Raw genomic sequence first — 18,170 nt, 5'->3', positions numbered from 1 at the left:
TACGGAAACGCTGTCGTCAGACCATGAAGCCGAAGCGGTCCAGCGAGATGAACAGGGTCAGGAGCTTGTTGACGACCGGCTCGCCCTCGTTGCGGTGGCCCAGCTTCTCCAGGGCGGCGTCGATCGAGCGGGTGGCGTCCACCAGCTCGGGCAGGTTCATGTCGGCCATGACACCGTAGATGTCCAGCGGCAGCGAGGCCCGCACCTGCCCGTCCTCGGTGACGACGCAGCCGCCGACGTAGGCGTCGAGCCGTTCGAGGTTGGCGCACATCTCGCCGCTGTCGGCGCCGACGACCACGAAGTACGGGAAGGGGGCCGGCCAGAACGTGGAGACGGCGCCGCGCTCGATCGAGACGCCCTTGAACAGGCCGTTGACGATGTGGCGCGCCCCGTCGGCGTAGCGCTGCACGACCGAGATCCGGTTCAGCCGGACGCCGTCCACCTCGGGGACGACCGCGCCGTCCCGGAACGGGACCCACACCTCCTGGGCGAACTTGAGGTGGCCGCGCCCGTAGACGTCGAAGAGCAGGACCTTGGCCCGCTCGCCGTCGGCGGAGACCTCGATCGGCGTGAGGTCGAGCCGGTCAGGGGTCAGGCCGGTGAGGCCGGGCCTGGGCTGCTTCACCATGCCGGAGTAGTCGAGGCCGGCCCGCCTGAGGAGCTTGCGGTCCTGGGCCACCAGCTCGCCGCCCTTGAACACGTACCTCGGGTTGATCTTCGACAGGCTGTCGGTCAGCACGATGTCGGCGAAGCGGCCGGGGGCCAGCGAGCCGAACTCGTGGTCCATCCCGAAGGAGCGGGCGGCGTACAGGGTGCCCATCTTGATCGCCTGGATCGGCGGGACGCCCATCTCGACGGCCAGGGAGATCACCCAGTCGATGTGGCCCTTGGTCAGGACGCGGTCCACGGAGATGTTGTCCGCGCAGAGCTGGAAGTTCTCGGCGGGCCAGCGGCGCCTGACGATGGCGCGCAGCATCGTCCTGATCACCTCGGGGCTGCCCACGCCGAACTTGATCTGCGTGTGGAACCCGTACCGGACGCTCTTGTCGATGTCCTCCTCGTTCCAGACGTCGTGGTTGTTGTGGGCGCCGATCGCGGGCAGGTAGTTGAGCAGCATGTCCGGCAGCGCCGTCACCCCCCAGTGGGCGTTGACGAAGCCGCCGTTGGCGCGGCCCAGCGCGGCCTTGCGGAAGTCGTCGTCGTTGCCCGTCATGTACGACAGGTGGGCCAGCTCGCCCAGGCCGATCACCGGGTCCATCCGCAGCATGGCGGCGGTGACGTCGACCGACGTCTTCTTGCCCGGCGCGAAGGCGTAGATCCGGTAAGGCAGCTTCTCGTGGTCCTTGAACAGGGCCTGGGCGGCCTCGATCGCCTCGTCGCCGGCGGCGCTGGCGAAGTCCAGCGTCTCGGCGAAGATCGTCGTGGTGCCGCTGGGCACGATCGCCTCGCCGAACGCCGCCGGGTGGGCGAGCTGGGCGTCGAAGTGGAGGTGCGCGTCGATCAGGCCGGGGATCGCGTACAGGCCCTGGCCGTCGAAGACCTCCCGCACCCGCACGACCGACTCGTCCGGGTCGAGCGCGATGATGCGCTGGTCGTGGACGAGGATCGAGCCCTGGTGGACGGCCTCGCCGTGCACGTCCAGGACGTTGAGGTCGCGCAGCAGCAGATCCGCCTCCCGCTCGCCCCGCAGAATGTCGAAGATCATCCGGACGTGGTCGTAGTGGGCCGGCAGGTCGGCCGTCTTGTCGTGGGGCATGCGTTTCCTCACTTCATCGCCGCTCTTGTCGCGTTGAGGACATGAAAGGGCACGCCACCGTTGCTGACAAGCAGCCGTTTTCGCACGGACTGTACGCTTTTTGCGTACAGTCGGGACGAGGAGGCCCCATGCTCCATTCACGCCTGCTGCAGTACCTCGACGAGGTCGCGCGGCACGGCTCCATCCGGGCGGCCGCGGCGAGGCTCCACATCGCCCCGTCGGCGATCAACCGGCAGATCCTGGTCCTCGAACAGGAGCTCGGCGAGACGCTGTTCGAGCGGCTGCCGCGCGGCATGCGGCTCACCCCCGCCGGCGAGGTCCTGCTGGCGCACGTGCGGCGGACCATGCAGGAGTACCGCGAGGCCGTGACCGAGATCCGCGACCTGCACGCGCTCCCGAGCGGCGACGTGGTGATCGCCACGATGACCGGCCTGGCCAGCGGCATCGTCTCCGCCGCGACCGTCAGCTTCTACGCCCGCCATCCCGCCGTGCGCATCTCGATCCGGGCGCTGTCCACCCACGACATCCTGCGCGCCATGGTGGACAGCGAGGCCGACCTCGCGCTCGGCTTCAACATCCCCGCCTCCCCGCAGCTGGAGACCTGCTGGCAGCTCGACACCCGGCTCGGCGCGGTCGTCGCGCCGCAGCACCCGCTCGCCCGCCGCGAGTCGATCCCGCTGGCCGACTGCGCGGACCACCCGCTCGTCTTCGCGGACCGGTCGATGCTCATCCACGGCATCATCGCCGACACCTTCGCCGAGGCCGGGCTCAGGATCGAGCCCGCCTTCCACACGAACTCGATCGAGACGATGAAACGGCTCGCCGCCTCGGGGGCGGCCGTCGCGTTCCTCAGCCGGTTCGACATCGCCGAGGAGCAGCAGAACGGCAGCCTGGCCTACCGGCCGGTCCGGGACCGCGCCTTCAGCAACAACATCCTCTCCCTCGTCCGGCGCGGGAAGCACGGCCACGGCCCGGCGGCGCTGCTGTTCGCGGAGGAGATCGTGGCGACCCTGGAGTCGGTCGTCTCCTCGGCGGGCTGACCCGGCCGGGCACGACGCGCCGACGCGGGCATGGGGGCTGCCCGCCCGCCCGTTCGTCGGCTACGGTCGGGAAACGCATGCCGAGTGCCGCCCAGTGCCGCCTGTGCCGCCTCGTGCCGCCCGCCGTGGCCGTTCCCAGCCCGTTGGAACGTGCCACCAGACCCCCCGAAGCAAGGAACGGAGCCCCGACGTGACGAGCGAGCCACGCCCCATGACACGCGAGGACCGCAAGGTCCTCGCCAGCACCCTGGCCGGCACCACCATCGAGTGGTACGACTTCTTCATCTACGCCCAGGCCGCCGGCCTGGTGTTCGGCCCGCTGTTCCTGGCCCCGGTGAACGAGCAGGCTCCCGGCCTGGCCACGCTCATCTCGCTGGCCACGATCGGCATCAGCTTCCTGTTCCGGCCGCTCGGCGCGATCATCGCGGGCCGGTACGGCGACCGGCTGGGCCGCAAGCGCATGCTCGTGCTGACGCTGCTCATCATGGGCGGGGCCACCACCCTCATCGGCCTGCTGCCCACCTACGCCGACATCGGCGTGGCCGCGCCCATCGCCCTCATCCTGCTGCGCATCCTCCAGGGCTTCTCCGCGGGCGGCGAGTGGGGCGGCGCCGCCCTGCTGTCGGTGGAGCACGCGCCGCGCGAGCGCCGCGGCTGGTGGGGCGCCTTCCCGCAGGTCGGCGTGCCGATCGGGCTCATACTCGCGACCGGCGTGCTGTGGGTCATGAGCACGGTGACGACGCCGGAGCAGTTCCAGGCGTGGGGCTGGCGGGTGCCGTTCCTGCTCTCCCTCACGCTGATCGTCATCGGCTACCTGGTCCGCCGGGCCGTCGAGGAGAGCCCCGTCTTCCAGGAGCTCCAGCAGCGCACCAGGACCTCCTCCGCGCCGCTGCGCGACCTGTTCCGCCACAACAGCAGGAACGTGGTCCTCACCGCGCTGATCTTCGTGGCCAACAACGCCGCCGGATACCTCCTCATCGCCTACTTCATCAGCTACGGCACCACCACGCTGGGCCTGTCCCGGCCGTCCGTCCTGCTCGCCACCGTCGCCGGTTCCGTGGGCTGGCTCGGCTTCACGCTGTACGCCGGGGCGCTGTCCGACCGGATCGGCCGCGTGCGCACCTTCCAGATCGGGTACGCGCTCGTCTTCGTCTGGATGATCCCGCTCTTCCTGCTCATGGAGACCCGCAACATCTGGCTCTTCGCCACCGCGATCCTCGTCCTGACCCTCGGCCTCGGCCTGTCGTACGGGCCCATGTCGGCCATGTACGCCGAGATGTTCCCCGTCTCCGTCCGCTACTCCGGCGTCGCGATCGGCTACGCGCTCGGCGCGATCCTCGGCGGGGCCTTCGCGCCCACCATCGCCCAGGCCCTGGTGCAGAGCACGGGCACCACGATGTCCGTCGGCGCGTACATCATGGCGCTCTGCGTCGTCTCCCTCGTCGCCGTCACGGCGGTCAAGGAGCCGAAGGGCGCCGACCTGGGCCTGACCCGGCCGTCGGCGCCCTGACGCACGGCGGCGACCGCGCTCGATCGGGACGGCGGCGAGTGGCAAGATGATCGGAATGCCGATCGATTCCCACCTGCTCGCCATGTTCACGGTGACCACCGTCGTCGCTCTGATCACCCCGGGTCCCGACATGCTGTTCGTGCTGGGCTGCGGCGTGCGGGGCGGCGCCCGCGCCGGGCTGCTCGCCACGCTCGGAGTGATCACGGGTGACGCCCTGTACGTCGTCGCCGCGGCGGCCGGGCTCTCCGTGCTGCTGACGGCGTTCCCCGTCGTGTTCACGGTGCTGCGGCTGGCCGGGGCCGCGTACCTGATCCACCTCGGCGTCCAGATGTTCCGCACCCTCAGGAAGGGCTACGCCGACGACGCGCCCGGCGCCGGGATGACCGGCCGGAGCGCCTTCCTGAACGGCGTGGTGTCGTCGGCGGCCAACCCGCAGACGTTCACGTTCATGGTGGCCTTCCTGCCGCAGTTCATCGACCCGGGGGCGGGGCCGGTCTGGCTGCAGTTCGCCATCCTCGGCGCGATCCTGATCATCCTGGAGTTCCTGGCCGACGCGACGGTCGGCGTGCTGGCCGGGCGGATCGGCGGCTGGCTGCGCGCCCGGCAGGCGGTGCGCCGCCGCCTCGACGCGGCGACCGGCACCCTGTTCATCGGCCTGGGCGTCACCCTCGCGGCCCAGCGCTAGCCGCACGGCGGCCGGTGGGGCACGCCGGGGATGTGCCGCTCCCACTGCGCCCGGGTGATCGCCGGGTGCGCGCGCTCGCACACCCGGGCGGCAACCCGCCCGGCGTCGGTGCCCCACAGCCGCGCCGCGGCGTCGGCGCCGCCCGAGGCGAGCAGGCCGTCCGGGCCGTACGCCACCGTGTAGATCCGGTCGGTGTGGCCGCTCAGCACGGCCGGGACGCCGGGGCGGCGCGGGTCGTCGAGCTGCCACAGCCGCACCGTGCCGTCGAAGCTCGCCGTGGCGAGCGTCCGGCCGGCCGGGGCGAACGCGACGTCCGCGACGGCGTTGGAGTGCCCGGTCAGCGTGGCGAGCGGCTTCGGCCGGCGCGGGTCGGCGACGTCCCACAGCCGGGCCGTGCCGTCGAAGCCGGCGGACGCCAGCAGGTTCCGGCCGCCGAACGTCACGTCGTTGACGGCGTTGGCGTGACCGCCGAGCGTGGCCAGGGCGGCAGGCCGGCGCGGGTCGGCGACGTCCCACAGGCGGACGGTGCGGTCGGCCCCGGCGGTGGCCAGCGTCGTCCCGTCCGGGCCGAACGCCACCGAGTAGACCGTGTCCGCGTGAGCGGTCAGTGTGCCGAGCGCGGCAGGCCGGCGCGGGTCCGCGATGTCCCACAGGCGCACGGTGCGGTCGGCCCCGGCGGTGGCCAGCGTCGTGCCGCCCGGGGCGAACGCGACGGAGTAGACGTTGTCCGTATGGCCGCCCACCGTGGTCAGGTGGACGGGCCGGCGCGGGCCGGACACGTCCCACAGCCGCACGGTCCCGTCGAGGCTCGCCGTGGCGAGGGTCCGCCCGCCGGGCCCGAACGCCAGCCCGACGACGCCGTCCGCGTGCCCCGGCAGCGTGGCCACCCGGACGGGCCCGCCGGTGTCCCACAGCCGCACCGTCCGATGGCTCGCCGCGGCCAGCAGGCCGTCAGAGCCGAACGCCACCGCGTACACCGTTCCGCTGTTGCCCCCGAGCGCCGGGCCGGGGACGTCCCAGAGCCGGGCCGTGGCGTCCCTCCCGGCGGAGGCGAGCGTGCGGCCGTCCGGGCTGAAGGCCACCGCGAAGACCGTGTCGGCGTGCCCGCGCAGCGTGATCGGGTCACCGGCGTCGCGCGCGTCCGCGACGTCCCACAGCCGGACGGCGAAGTCGTAGCCGCCGGTGGCCAGCGTGCGCCCGTCCGGGCTGAACGCCGCCGCGGCGATCCCGCCGCCCTCCTCGGTCAGCGTGGCGAGCGGCTTCGGGCGGCTCGGGTCGGCGACGTCCCACAGGCGCAGCGTGTCGTCGAAGCTGCCGGTGGCCAGCGTGCGGCCGTCCGGGCTGAACGCCGCCGTCAGGACGGGCCCGGTGTGACCGCGGAGCGTGCCCAGCGGGACGGGACGGCGCGGGTCGCCGAGATCCCACAGGCGTATCGGACCGTCCGACCCGGCGGTGGCCAGCGTGCGCCCGCCGGGAGCGAGCGCCACGGCGGGTGAGGACTCCTGCTCGCCGTCCAGCGCGGTCAGGAGCTCCGGGGCGCCCGGATCGGTCACGTCCCACAGCCGCACCAGCCGGTCGTGGCCGGCGGTGACGAGCGTGCGCCCGCCGGAGCCGAACACCACCCGCCGGACGTCGCCGGTGTGCCCGGCCAGCGTGGCCACCTGCCGCGGACGCCCGGGGACGCTGACGTCCCACAGGCGGGCGAGATCGTCCTCCCCGCCGGTCGCCAGCATCCGCCCGTCCGGGCTGAACGCCGCCGACAGCACCCCCTCGGCACGGGAGCCGGCCGTGGCCAGGAGCGCGGGGCGGTGCGGGGCGGACAGGTCCCACAGCCGCAGCGTACGGTCGGTGCTCCCGGTGGCGAGCAGCCGCCCGTCCGGGCTGAACGCCGTGGCGTAGACCGCGTTCGTGTGGCCCGCCAGCCGGGTCGCGTACGGGCCGGCCAGGGCGCTGAGCAGGCTGCCGCGCGCCTCCGGGCCGGGGACGAGGCGGTAGGCGGCCAGGCTGAGCTGGGCGGCCAGCGCCGGATCGGTGGCGCGCAGAGCCCCGGTCTCGGCGCTCAGCTTCAGCGACAGCGCCTCGTCCCGCTGCTGGGTGGCCGTGCGCTGCGCCTGGAAGGCGAGGCCGGAGGCGCCGAGCGCGAGGACGAGCAGGACGGCCAGCGCCACGATCACCTGGCGCATGCGCCGGGCGCGGCGGCGCGCGTGCCGGGTGCTGGCGTCGAGGAAGGCCCGCACCTGCGGCGTCAGGCCCCGCCCCGCGGCCCACTCCTGGGCCGCCAGCAGGCGCGCCCCGCGGTAGAGGGCGTCGGGGTCGCGCCGGTCGCGCTGCCACGCGGCGGCGGTGGCGGCCAGCTCGCGCCCGGCGACCAGCCCCGCCCGGTCGGTGCCGAGCCATTCCCGCAGCGACGGCCAGGCCGTGAGCAGGGCCTCGTGGCTGATCTCGACGCTGTCGGCGCTCGCGGTGACGAGCCGCTGGGCGATGAACCGGTCGAGCACGTCCTCCGCCTCGTCCGGCCGGTCACCGCCGTGCCTGGCCAGCAGCTCGGCGGTGGCGACCCGGCGCCGGGTGTCGGCGGTGTCGGGGGCGACGTGCACCAGGTCGAGAAGCAGACGGCGCGCCGTCTCGCGCCCCGACGGCGACAGCGCGCCGTAGACCTGGTCCGCGCTGGCCGCCACGGCGCCGTCGAGGCCGCCGACCTCGTGGTATCCGGCGACCGTGAGCTTCCTGCCGTTCCCCTGCCGCCAGGCGGCGTGCAGGACGTGGGAGAGCAGCGGGAGGACCCCGGCGTCGTGCGCCGCCCGGTCCGCGCCCCTCGGGGCGACCTCCCGGACCAGGAGCTCGACGAGCCCGTCCTCGACGTCGATCCCGGCCAGGCGGGCCGGCTCGGTGATCGCCTCACGCAGCTCCGCCTCGGTCATGGGGCCGACGGCCAGCTGACCGTCCTGCACCGCGGCGACCAGCTCGGGGAAGCGCAGCAGCGGGGCGTAGAAGTCGGCCCGCAGCCCGATCACCACCAGCGCGCCGCCCGAGGCGGCGGCGCACAGCGCGGCGACGAACAGCCGCCGCTCCTCCTCGTCGGCGCAGAGAGTGAACACCTCCTCGAACTGGTCGACCACCAGGACGAGCGGCCCGCCGTACGCGGCGCAGCTCCCGGGGTCCGCCCGGATCGCCGCCGCGACTTCGCCCCCCAAGGCCCCGGTGACCGCCGTCAGCCGCGCGGCCAGCTCGTCGACCGGACGGGCGCCGGGCACGCACAGCGCCACCGGCCAGTCCCCGGAGCCGGGCAGCTCGCCCGCGCGCAGCGCCGCGATCAGGCCCGCGCGCAGCAGCGACGACTTGCCCGACCCGGACGGCCCCACGACGACCTGCACGCCGCCGCCCCGCTCCCGCAGCCGGCCCACGCGGGCGACCAGCCGGCAGGTCAGCTCGCGGCGGCCGAAGAACCACCGGGCGTCCGCGACCCCGAAGGACGCCAGCCCCCGGTACGGCTCCGGCCCGGCGGGGCGACGGCCCGGCGAACGCCGCGTCCTGCGCCAGGCGCCCAGCCACTCCTCCAGCGTCCGCGCGTCGGTGACCCCGCACGCCTGCAGCACCCGCGTGAGCAGGTCCCGCGACGCCGCCGACGGCAGCCCCCGGCCGGCGAACCAGTCGCCGACGGTGCTGTGCGCGCCGTGCCCGCCCGCCTTCGCCGCGACCTGCCGGACCGTCAGGCCCGCCTGCTCGCGGAGCAGGGAGAGCTCGCGCGCGAAGTCCCGCCGGTCGCGCACCCGCCCGGGATCGGGCGCGTCGGCTCCGGGTGTGCCGGCTCCGGGTGTGTCGGGTTCGGGCGTGTCGGCTCCGGACGTGTCGGGTTCGGGTGTGTCGGCTTCGCGGGCGGCGTCGGGGCCTTCTCGGGTCGGCACACCAGTACGTCGCCGCGAGGTGGCGGAGGGTTACAGGCCTGGTGTCCGATACGTCGTGTACGGCCTTGTACGGACAATTCCGCACTGCTTCCCAACCGCCCAGGACTCCGTGATCGTCGACTCGGCGGCGTCCGCCGAGGCGCCCCCGTGCGCGGACGCGCCTCCACCTCACGTTAGGAGCAGCCGTATGCGACCACCTCCAGGAGCCACCCGCACCCGGCGCCCGCGGGCGTCCGCCGTGCTCGCGGCCGTCCTGCTCGCGGCCGCCGCCCTGGCCGGCCTGTCGCCCGTCGCCCCCGCGGCACCGGCGCACGCCGACGCCGGCCAGGTGTGCCGGGTGACGTTCTCCGTCACCACGGGCGGGGACGGGCTGCGCGACGACTCCACCGAGACCGTGACCCTCGGCGGCCAGGCGTTCCTCTTCGAGGACTGGAACGGCGACGGCGCCGACGACACCCCGCCCGAGCGGTTCCACCTGGGCGGCACCGGTGACCTCGCGCACACCACGTTCACCTGGCACGCCCACCTGTCGCCGTGCGTGCCCGCCGACGCGCTGCTCGACGGCTTCACCTTCCACCACCTGAACACGGCGCCCGACTGGAGAGCGGACAACTGGGACCTGAAGGCCCTCAGGATCGTCGACCGCGACAGCGGCGCCGTCTACGCCGACCGCCCCGCCTCGGCCGAGCTGCTCCACCGCTTCTACAAGAACACCGACCAGACCTGGAACACCAGGGAGGGCCTGCCGGACGAGGACACCGACGGCGACGGCCTGACCGACCGCGTCGAGCTGCGGGGCATCCCGCGTCCCGACGGCACCCGCGACACCTGGCTGCCCGAGCACGGCGCCGACCCCTGCCGCAAGACGATCGCCGTGGAGATCGACTGGCTCGACGACGGCACGGACTCCGACCGGCCCACGCCCGGCGCCCTGGCGGAGGCGCGGCACATGTTCGACAGCGCGCCGGTCAGCCCCGCCGGGGACTGCCCGTACGGTCCCGTGTCCAGGACGGGCATCCAGTTACTGATCGACGAGTCGACCGCCATCGCGGTGACGCCGCAGGAGCGCAGGCGCTACCTGTTCGCCGAGGAGCCGGACGGGCGCACCGTCTTCGAGCACCACCGCGACGGCAACTTCCCCGCCGCCCGCCAGGGGTTCTTCTTCTACTCCCTGTGGGGCTACCAGTACAGCGACAACCACAGCGGCGGCCACTCGCACGCGGGCGGGAGACGTACCGACTTCATCGTCACGCTGGGATCGTGGGGCGACGTCACCGACCGCGAGCGGAGCGCGCTGTTCGTCCACGAGCTGGGGCACGCGCTCGGGCTCGCCCACGGCGGCGGCGACGGCGTCAATTACAAGCCGAACTACCTGTCCGTCATGAACTACGCCTACGGGCTCATCGGCGTGCCCGACTACAGCGCCTGGCAGGCGGCCGTCGGCAGCATGGGCGACGCCGACGCCGACGTCTGGAGCGACCGCGTCCGCGCGGTGAGCTCGATCGACTACTCGCGGGAGAAGCTCACGGACCTCCAGCAGTCGAAGCTGGTCGAGAGCAGAGGAGTCGGGGCCTCGACCGACCTGCTGGTCACCTGGCTCGACCCCCGCCTGGTCCAGCGGGTCGCCGACGCCTCCCGGGGGATCGACTGGGACTGGAGCTCCGGCGGCGCCGCCGACCCCGACCCGTCGCACGAGGTCGGCGTGAGCCTGCTGAGCTGGAGCCAGGTGTGCGTCGCCCCGGAGGACCCCGCCGGCACGCGGCCCGACCTGGACACCACGCCGCACGACCTCGACCGGCGCTACGGCAACCTGATCGTCACCGGGAACGACGACGAGTGCTCGACCATGGCGGAGCCCGGCGACACGCAGGTCCGCGACCCGGGCTTCCGCTACCCGGGCAAGGACGAGACGCTGAGCGGCTTCGACGACTGGGACGCCATCACCTTCCCCATCGGGGTGTCGCCCGACGCCGGCGCTCCCTCCCCGCAGCCGCAGGAGCCCGAGCTGACCGAGAAGGAGGGCAGGCGCCTCGTCGCCCGCCTCGTCGACGCGATGGTCGCCGCCGCCCCTGCGCCGTCGGCCACGCCCCGCTGGGGCTACGCGTACATGGACCAGGCGAGCGCGCCGCTGGGCGCGGACACGGCGCTGAACCCCGCCTACCAGTGGACCACCGGCAGGCTCGACCCCGCCACCGCGAGCCGGCGGGCGAGCGTGAGACGCACCGGGACCGGGGACTACGAGGTACGCCTGCCGGACGTCGCCTCGCGGACCGGCGTCGCCCACGCCACCGCCTACCGCACGCACTACCGGGGCCGCGTCTGCTCGGTGGCCGGTCAGCAGCCCGCCGGGCCCGACGAGGTGATCCGGGTGCGCTGCTTCGACCAGACCGGAGCCCCGGTGGACTGGTGGTTCACCGTGTTCTTCGCCGCGCCCGCCGCCGGTGACACCCCCTACGCCACCGTCCGCTACGACGCGCCGGGCGGCGCCGGCGACCTCGCCCCCGCGCGCAACGACGGCACGTTCAACTCGGCCGGCCTGGTCAACCACGTGCGCCACGAGGGGACCGGCCGCTACACGGCGGTGCTCAAGGGCGCGCCGTACGCCGCCGACAAGGGACACCTCCAGGTGGGCGCGTACGGGACGGGAACGCCCGCGCGCTGCCACGCGGAAGGCACCGCGCCCGCCGGGGACGGCCTGGAGGTGAGCGTCGGCTGCTACGCGATCGGCGCGGACGCCACGCCCCGCCGCATCGACTCCCCGTGGGTCCTGTCCTACACGCAGGACGCCGGGCTGCACCGGGACGCCTCGACGCCCGCCGCCTACGTCACGACCACGGGCGACCCGGAGAACCCCGGGATCGACACCCGCCGCTCCCACAGCACGAACGCCGAGACCCCGGCGGTCACCCGCCTCTCGGCAGGCTGGTACCGGATCGCGTACACGGGGATCGGTAAGCCGGGCGACAGCGCCCAGGTGTCGTCCCGGAGCGCGGGCCGCTACTGCCATCTCGGGAACGTCAACTCCCACAGCGCGCCCCCCGCGCTCCTGATGGACGTCTACTGTCACTCCGGGGCGGGCACCCTGGCCGACGCCCACTTCGGCGTCGCCTACCTCAGGGCGCCCTGACCGGGAGCCCCGCCCCACAGCCGCGCGCCGCGACGGAAGGAACGCGTGTTGACCAGTTCGGAAACGGCCGGCCCGCCCGCCCGGACCCGTGAGGCCGTGCTGTTCACCGGGCTCGGCCTCGTCGCGGACACGGCCGCCGTCGCGCAACTGGCGGTCAGCGGCTCGGTGACGGGCATCCTCGTCACCGGCCTGCTGGCGGCCCTGCTCGGGTTCGTCCTGCTGCTGCGGCGGCTCGGCAGCGCCCTGCGCATCGCCGACCTGCTGGTGGCCGTGCTGATCGTCGTCGGGGCCGGGACGGCGGGCGCCGCCTTCGACCGCCTCCTGACAGCGCCCGAAGCCTCGGCCGCCACCCCTGCCGCCATCCCCGCCTCCTCGGCCGGCGGTGAGGAGGTCACCGTCCCGGCGACCCCGTCACCCGCCACGACGGCGACCGGCGAAGGCCAGGTCACGCTCGCCGACAACGACTACCTCGACCTGGAGAGCGGCGTCGTCAGCGAGGTGAACGCCACCGCCGACATCGTCTACAACGCCCCGTACACCGACCTCTGGACCAAGGGGGGCGGCGAGCTGCGGATCACCCCCTTCGACGGGACCCCCACGAAGGCCGCGTGCGCGGCGCAACTCCAGCGCCGCCACTACGGCAGCGTCGACGCCGAGAAGGGCGCCTGGTACTGCCTGGAGACCACCGAGCGGAACGTCGCCGCGGTGCGGGTCACGGACGTCTCCCGGCCCGACGGCAGCGTCACCGTGTCCTACCTCGTCTGGAAGCCCTGACGCCGTCACGAGCCCAGGTCGTCCCACTCCTGGAGCAGGTGGGCCGTGGCCGCCGAGGGAGCCGTGAACGACCAGCGGCCCGGCGGCAGGCTCAGCGCGCACCCCCCGTCGGCCAGCCTGGTGACGGGCAGCTGCTCGCTCAGGCCCATGAGGAAGGTGCCGTTCACCGTCATCCCGTCCCACGTGCCGCGTACGGGCAGCACGGCGCGGGCGCTGACGCCCTCCGGGACGGCGAAGGTGAACTGGACCCCGTCGGGCCCGGCCCGCCAGCCCGACTCGACGGTCCCCGAGGCGCTCGCGTAGCGGGCGTGCGCCTGGCGCAGCAGCGGGACGGGGCCGGGGCGCAGCAGCAGCTCGCCGAAGCCGCCGCCCGTTCCGCGCGGGTCGTCGCCCAGGCCCGCCACGTGCCGGAACAGCCAGTCGCCCACGCAGCCGTAGGCGTAGTGGTTGAAGGAGTTCATCGCCGGCGTCTGCAGGCCGTGGCGGTGGTGCCAGGCGTCCCAGCGCTCCCACATGGTCGTCGCCCCGGCGCGGAGCTGGTAGCGCCAGGACGGGTAGCCCTCCTGGTTGAAGATCCGGCACGCCAGGTCGTGGTGTCCGGTCTCCGACAGCACCGGCAGCAGCAGCGGGGTGCCGACGAAGCCCGTCATCAGCCGGTGCCCGCCGGCGCGGACCAGCTCGGCCAGCGCCCGCGCCGACGCGGCCCGGTCCTCCGGCGCGACCAGGTCCCAGGCGAGGGCGATCGCGTAGCCGGTCTGCGTCTCGGTGCGCAGCCTCGGCCCGTCGAGGAAGGCCCGCCGGAACGCGCCGGACACGCGGGCGGACGCCTCGGCGTACTCCGCCGCGTGCGGCTCGCCGAGCACGCCGGCCGCGTGCGCGATCAGGCGCAGGCTGCGGGCGAGCGCGGCGGTGGCGATGAGGTTCCTGGGCGTCTCGACCGTGCCGGGGGCCAGCCAGTCGCCCAGCGCCCGGCCCGGCCGGACGCCGTCCTCGGCCTGCGCCAGGCAGTAGGCGGCCCAGCGCCGCATCGGGTCGTACGCGCGGCGCAGCGTGCGGTCGTCGCCGTAGCGCCGCCACAGCAGCCACGGCACCTCGACCAGCGCGTCCGACCACACGGGGGAGTCGTAGCCGTACTCCGGCAGCACCGGCGCGACGTGCGGGACCGCGCCGTCGGCCCGCTGCCCGTCGATCAGCGACGTCACCCAGCCGGACAGGAACGCCTGCGTGTGCCGCAGGAAGCTGAGCGTCGAGCCGAACACCGAGATGTCGGCCGTCCAGCCGGTCCGCTCGTCGCGCTGCGGGCAGTCGGTCGGCACGCTCACCAGGTTGCCGTCCGCCGACGCGCCGATGTTGGCGACGAGCTGCCGGACGGCCGGATCGCTCACGGTCAGCGAGCCGGTGACGGCCATCGCCGACGACAGCAGCACCGCCTCCAGGTCGTCCGGCGTCAGCGCGCCGGGAAAGCCGGTGATCTCCGCGTAGCGGAACCCGTGCAGCGTGAACGCGGGCTCGACCTCGTGCCGGCCGGGCCCGAGCAGGAACTCGTCGCACTGGTCCGCGGTGCGCAGGTTGTCGGTGTAGAGCCGCCCGGTCGCGGTCAGCTCCTCCCCGTGCCGCACCACGATCCGCACCGGGCCCGGCGCGTCGACGCGCAGCCGGACGCGCCCGACGACGTTGCGCCCGAAGTCGGCCACCTGGACGCCCGGCGCGGGCTCGGTCACGCACACGGCGGGCACCGTGCCGATCACCCGCACCGGGGGAGCGGGGTCGGCCTCCACGAGAACCTCCGGGACGGCCACCGGCTCAGCCGCCCCGCCCTGCGGGAACGGCGTCTGCACGGTTCCCGCCTGCGGGAACGGCGTCTGCACGGTTCCCGCCTGCGGGAACGGCGTCTGCACGGTTCCCGCCTGCGGGAACGGCGTCTGCACGGTCTCGCCCATGATCAGGTCGGCGCGCGGGCGGCCGAGGTCGTGCCGGGTCCAGGCCGCGTCCGTGGCGCACACCCGCCGGACCCCGGCGCCGTCCCGCACGAGCACCTGGGCGCTGACGGCCGGCCGGTCGCCGTAGCGGCCCGGCCCGCCGCCGGCCACGTGACCCGCGTACCAGCCGGGCGCCAGCCACAGCTCCAGCTCGTTCTCACCCGGCACGAGCAGCCGCGTGAGCTCCAGCAGCCGGTAGCGGACCCGGTGACCGTAGTCGGTCCAGCCGGGGGCCAGCTCCTCCTCGCCCAGCCGCGCCCCGTTGAGCAGCGCCCGGTAGACGCCCAGCGCGGTGGCGGCCAGCCAGACGCGCCCGGGCCGCGAGGTGAACGACCCGCGCAGGCTCACCGCCGCCCGCGGATCGCCCGCCAGCCACGGGGCGTCCCACCCGCCGCCCGCCCGCAGGCCCGTCGTGAACGCGCCGGCCGCGTGCCCGTCCACACTCCACGTGTACGGCGTCAGCGGCGCCAGCAGGTCGTCCGGCACGTCCACCAGGTGCGACCCGGCCGGGACGGACGACCGCCACACCTCGCGCCCTTCGGCGCGCACCGTCACGGCGGCCTCCTCGGCGAGCCGGGCGTTCCACGACAGTCGCGGCGACGGCTCGTCCACGCCCACGGGATCGGCCAGCCCGCACGTCAGGCCCGCCTGCGGGCCGGGCGGGACCGGACGGATGAGCGGCGCCTGCGCGCCCGAGACCTGCGCGCCGGGCGCCCCCGATTCCCCGTTCACGCATCGAGCCCGGTGGTGAAGGCGTTGTGCAGGCCGTCGACGTCGACGCCGGACAGGCTCGGCGCCATCACGTTGATCAGCAGCACGAAGCACGCGTCCTGCTCCGGGTACATCCACCACTGGCAGCCCGAGGCGCCGCCGTGCCCGTACAGCCGCCGTTCGAGCAGGCCGGGAGCCGAGTGGCGCAGGTTCCAGGTGAGGCCCCAGTCCTGCCCGGCGTTGACCGGGTCGGGCTGCAGCTTGACCAGGCCCGTCGTCTGCGGGGTCGTCATCGCGGCCAGGGTGGTCGGGTGGATCAGTGCGCGGTCGCCGCGCAGCAGCGCCCCGCCGAGCGCCAGCAGGTCCTCGGCGCGGGAGAACAGCGCCCCGGCCGGGTGGCGGAGCCGGACGAACGCGTCGAGGTCGAAGCCGGGCCCGAGCAGCTCGACGCCGTGGACCTCGGCCGGGTCGCAGGCCGGGTCGAACGTGATGCGCCCGCCGCCCGGCACCAGCGGGTTCAGGTCGGAGTCGACGACGCCGGCCACGTCGCGGCCGGTGACGTCGCGGATCATCTCCGCGATCCCGGCGAAGGCCAGGTTGGAGTAGTGGCTGAGCGTGCCCGCCTCGAACAGCGCCGGCGCGGTGACCAGGTGCTCCACCAGGTCGTCGGGGGTGAGCGTCTGCTCGGCGATGCCGGCGGTGTGGGTGAGCAGGTGCCACAGGGTCACGTCGGGCCGCGCGAAGGCCGGCAGCACGTCCCGCAGCGGGCGGCGCAGCGACAGCAGCCCGCGCTCGACCTGGCGCAGCGCGGCCAGCCCCACCAGCGGCTTGGTCACGGAGAAGAGCGCGAAGTGGTCGTCGGTCCTGGTCGCGCGGCCGTCGTGCGTGCCGAACGCCTCCAGCACCTGGATGCCGCCGGAGGTGGCGGCGCCGAACACCGCGCACGGCAGCCGCCCCCCGTCGATCTCGCGTCTGACCCAGTCGAGCGCGATGTCGTGCGTGGTCATCCCTTGAGAGCACCTTCCGTGAGACCGGCCAGGACGCGCTTCTGCGCGGCGACGTACACCGCCACGAGGGGCAGCGTGGTGAGCAGGACGTGGGCGAAGACGAGGTTCCAGTTCAGGCTCTGCAGGGTGCCGGAGGCGAACTGGAACAGGCTGAGCGGCAGCGTGGCGTTCGCGCTGCCCTGGAGCAGGAAGAGGGCGAAGAAGAAGTCGTTCCAGACGCTGATGACGAGGATCACGCCGCCGACGAACAGCACCGGCCGCAGCAGGGGCAGCAGGATGCGGACGAAGACCTGCGGGCGGGAGGCGCCGTCGATGGCGGCCGCGTGCTCCAGGTCGGGCGGGAACGCCCGGACGAACCCGGTCGCCAGGAAGACCACGATGCCCACGCGGCAGCCGGTCATCGTCAGCACGTAGCCGAGCGAGCCGCCGTCCAGCGACAGGGCGCGCAGCAGGTAGACGGTCGGGATGATCGACGGCGGCAGCAGGATCGACAGGCCCATGACGAAGTAGGCCGCCTGCAGCCACCGCGACCGGCTGCGCCCGAACGCCCAGGCCGCAGCCGCGCCGAGCAGCACCACGCCCGCCACGATCGGCACGCTCACCTTCAGGCTGTTGAGCAGCCCCGTCAGGTAGGCGCCCCGGTCGAGCACGATGCCGTAGTTCTCGGCGACCGCCCACGTGCGGGGCAGGCCGAGGCCCAGCTCGGCGGCCTCGCCCGCGGGCTTGAACGAGTTGACGACCACGAGCCACACGGGCACGATCACCCACGGGATCGAGAACAGCGTCAGCGCCGCGTACTTGAGCGCCTGCCTGAAGGCGGGCCTCATCCCGTCACCTCCCTGCGCCGCAGCCACCACACGAGCGGCACGGCGGTCGCGATCACCAGCAGCGTCACGGTGAAGCCCAGCGCGCTCGCGGTGCCGAAGAAGCCCTGACCCCACTGCTGGCGCATCACCACGTTCAGCGCCCGCGTGTGGTCGCCGGGCCCGCCGCCGGTGGTGGCGGCGATCACGTCGTACGCGCTCAGCGCGCCCACCAGCGTGACCGCCACGTTGAACGTCAGCGCCGGGGCGAGCATCGGGAACACCACCCGGCGGAACCGCGTCCACGCCCCGGCCCCGTCGACGGTCGCCGACTCCAGCAGCGACTTCGGGATCGAGTTGAGCCCCGCGATGTAGACGAGCGTGATCAGCCCGCTCCACTTCCACGCGTCGATGAACGCGACCACCACCAGCGCGGTGGCCGGCTCGCCCAGCCACGCCCACTCGATGCCGAGGAAGGAGTTGACCGCCCCGTCGGGGGCGAGCAGCCCGCGCCAGATGTAGCCGGCGGCCAGCGGCGAGATGAGCGTCGGCAGGAAGAACGCCGAGCGGAAGACGGTGTTGACCCGGCCGGTCCGCTGGAGGGCCAGCGCCAGCGAGAGGCTGACGGCGTTCTGGATGGCCATGCACAGGATCGCGTACAGCACGGTCACGGTGACCGCGTTGGCCAGCAGGTCCTGGTCGATCAGCGTGCGGACGTTGTCCAGCCCGTTCCAGGTGATCTCGGCGCGGAAGCTCGTCCACGAGGAGAACGCGAACCGGACGTTGAGCAGGAACGGGGCGACGAAGAAGACCGCGACCAGCACGATCGCGGGCAGCGCCCACGGCAGCCAGGCAGCCCTGGCCCGCGTCATG

11 protein-coding genes are annotated in these 18,170 nt (G+C 74.0%); 5 read left to right on the top strand and 6 right to left on the bottom strand.

Annotated elements, in window-relative coordinates; all coding sequences use genetic code 11:
• Positions 1-16 precede the first annotated feature (16 nt).
• Positions 17-1,756 (bottom strand): adenine deaminase C-terminal domain-containing protein, encoded by a 1,740-nt coding sequence (locus ACWDXC_RS33420; protein ID WP_449988682.1) that lies wholly within the window; start codon positions 1,754-1,756, stop codon positions 17-19.
• Between the two features lie 128 nt (positions 1,757-1,884).
• Here ACWDXC_RS33420 and ACWDXC_RS33415 point away from each other — a divergent pair, with 128 nt between their 5' ends.
• The 3 genes from ACWDXC_RS33415 to ACWDXC_RS33405 all read left to right on the top strand — a co-directional run bounded on the left by ACWDXC_RS33415 (position 1,885) and on the right by ACWDXC_RS33405 (position 4,991).
• Positions 1,885-2,796, top strand: a complete 912-nt coding sequence (locus ACWDXC_RS33415) for a LysR family transcriptional regulator (RefSeq protein ID WP_449988679.1) — start codon at positions 1,885-1,887, stop codon at positions 2,794-2,796.
• A 211-nt stretch (positions 2,797-3,007) separates the two neighbouring features.
• Positions 3,008-4,306 (top strand): MFS transporter, encoded by a 1,299-nt coding sequence (locus ACWDXC_RS33410; RefSeq protein ID WP_449988676.1) that lies wholly within the window; start codon positions 3,008-3,010, stop codon positions 4,304-4,306.
• A gap of 55 nt (positions 4,307-4,361) precedes the next feature.
• A complete protein-coding gene (locus ACWDXC_RS33405) occupies positions 4,362-4,991 on the top strand; it encodes a LysE family translocator (RefSeq protein WP_449988673.1) in 630 nt (209 codons plus the stop codon).
• Here ACWDXC_RS33405 and ACWDXC_RS33400 read toward each other — a convergent pair.
• Complete coding sequence (locus ACWDXC_RS33400) at positions 4,988-8,896, bottom strand: nSTAND1 domain-containing NTPase (protein ID WP_449988670.1); 3,909 nt, start codon at positions 8,894-8,896, stop codon at positions 4,988-4,990. The two genes, ACWDXC_RS33405 and ACWDXC_RS33400, sit on opposite strands and share 4 nt — an antisense overlap.
• Before the next feature lie 187 nt (positions 8,897-9,083).
• On the opposite strand from ACWDXC_RS33400, the gene ACWDXC_RS33395 reads away from it, so the two are divergent.
• Both ACWDXC_RS33395 and ACWDXC_RS33390 read left to right on the top strand, forming a co-directional pair.
• Positions 9,084-12,023 carry a hypothetical protein gene (locus ACWDXC_RS33395; protein WP_449988667.1) on the top strand — a complete coding sequence of 980 codons (2,940 nt, stop codon included), beginning with the start codon at positions 9,084-9,086 and terminating at the stop codon, positions 12,021-12,023.
• Between the two features lie 48 nt (positions 12,024-12,071).
• Positions 12,072-12,797 (top strand): hypothetical protein, encoded by a 726-nt coding sequence (locus ACWDXC_RS33390; protein ID WP_449988664.1) that lies wholly within the window; start codon positions 12,072-12,074, stop codon positions 12,795-12,797.
• A 5-nt stretch (positions 12,798-12,802) separates the two neighbouring features.
• On the opposite strand, the gene ACWDXC_RS33385 is transcribed toward ACWDXC_RS33390, so the two are convergent.
• From ACWDXC_RS33385 to ACWDXC_RS33370, 4 genes are read right to left on the bottom strand one after another with little or no spacing between them, the layout of a single operon-like run.
• The gene (locus ACWDXC_RS33385; protein WP_449988661.1) at positions 12,803-15,508 is read right to left on the bottom strand and encodes a family 78 glycoside hydrolase catalytic domain; all 2,706 of its coding nucleotides are present in this window, start codon (positions 15,506-15,508) and stop codon (positions 12,803-12,805) included.
• Positions 15,505-16,494 (bottom strand): serine hydrolase domain-containing protein, encoded by a 990-nt coding sequence (locus ACWDXC_RS33380; RefSeq protein ID WP_449988658.1) that lies wholly within the window; start codon positions 16,492-16,494, stop codon positions 15,505-15,507. The genes ACWDXC_RS33385 and ACWDXC_RS33380 overlap by 4 nt, the downstream gene beginning before the upstream one ends.
• Positions 16,491-17,321 (bottom strand): carbohydrate ABC transporter permease, encoded by an 831-nt coding sequence (locus ACWDXC_RS33375; protein WP_449988655.1) that lies wholly within the window; start codon positions 17,319-17,321, stop codon positions 16,491-16,493. Before ACWDXC_RS33375 ends, ACWDXC_RS33380 begins: the two co-directional genes overlap by 4 nt.
• Positions 17,318-18,169, bottom strand: coding sequence for a carbohydrate ABC transporter permease (locus ACWDXC_RS33370; protein WP_246645848.1), 852 nt, complete (start codon positions 18,167-18,169; stop codon positions 17,318-17,320). Before ACWDXC_RS33370 ends, ACWDXC_RS33375 begins: the two co-directional genes overlap by 4 nt.
• Position 18,170 lies beyond the last annotated feature (1 nt).

It is taken from the genome of Nonomuraea sp. NPDC003214, from assembly GCF_053590035.1.
Note: the sequence above shows the minus strand (reverse complement) of the source record. Positions and strands in the feature narration are given on the sequence as shown.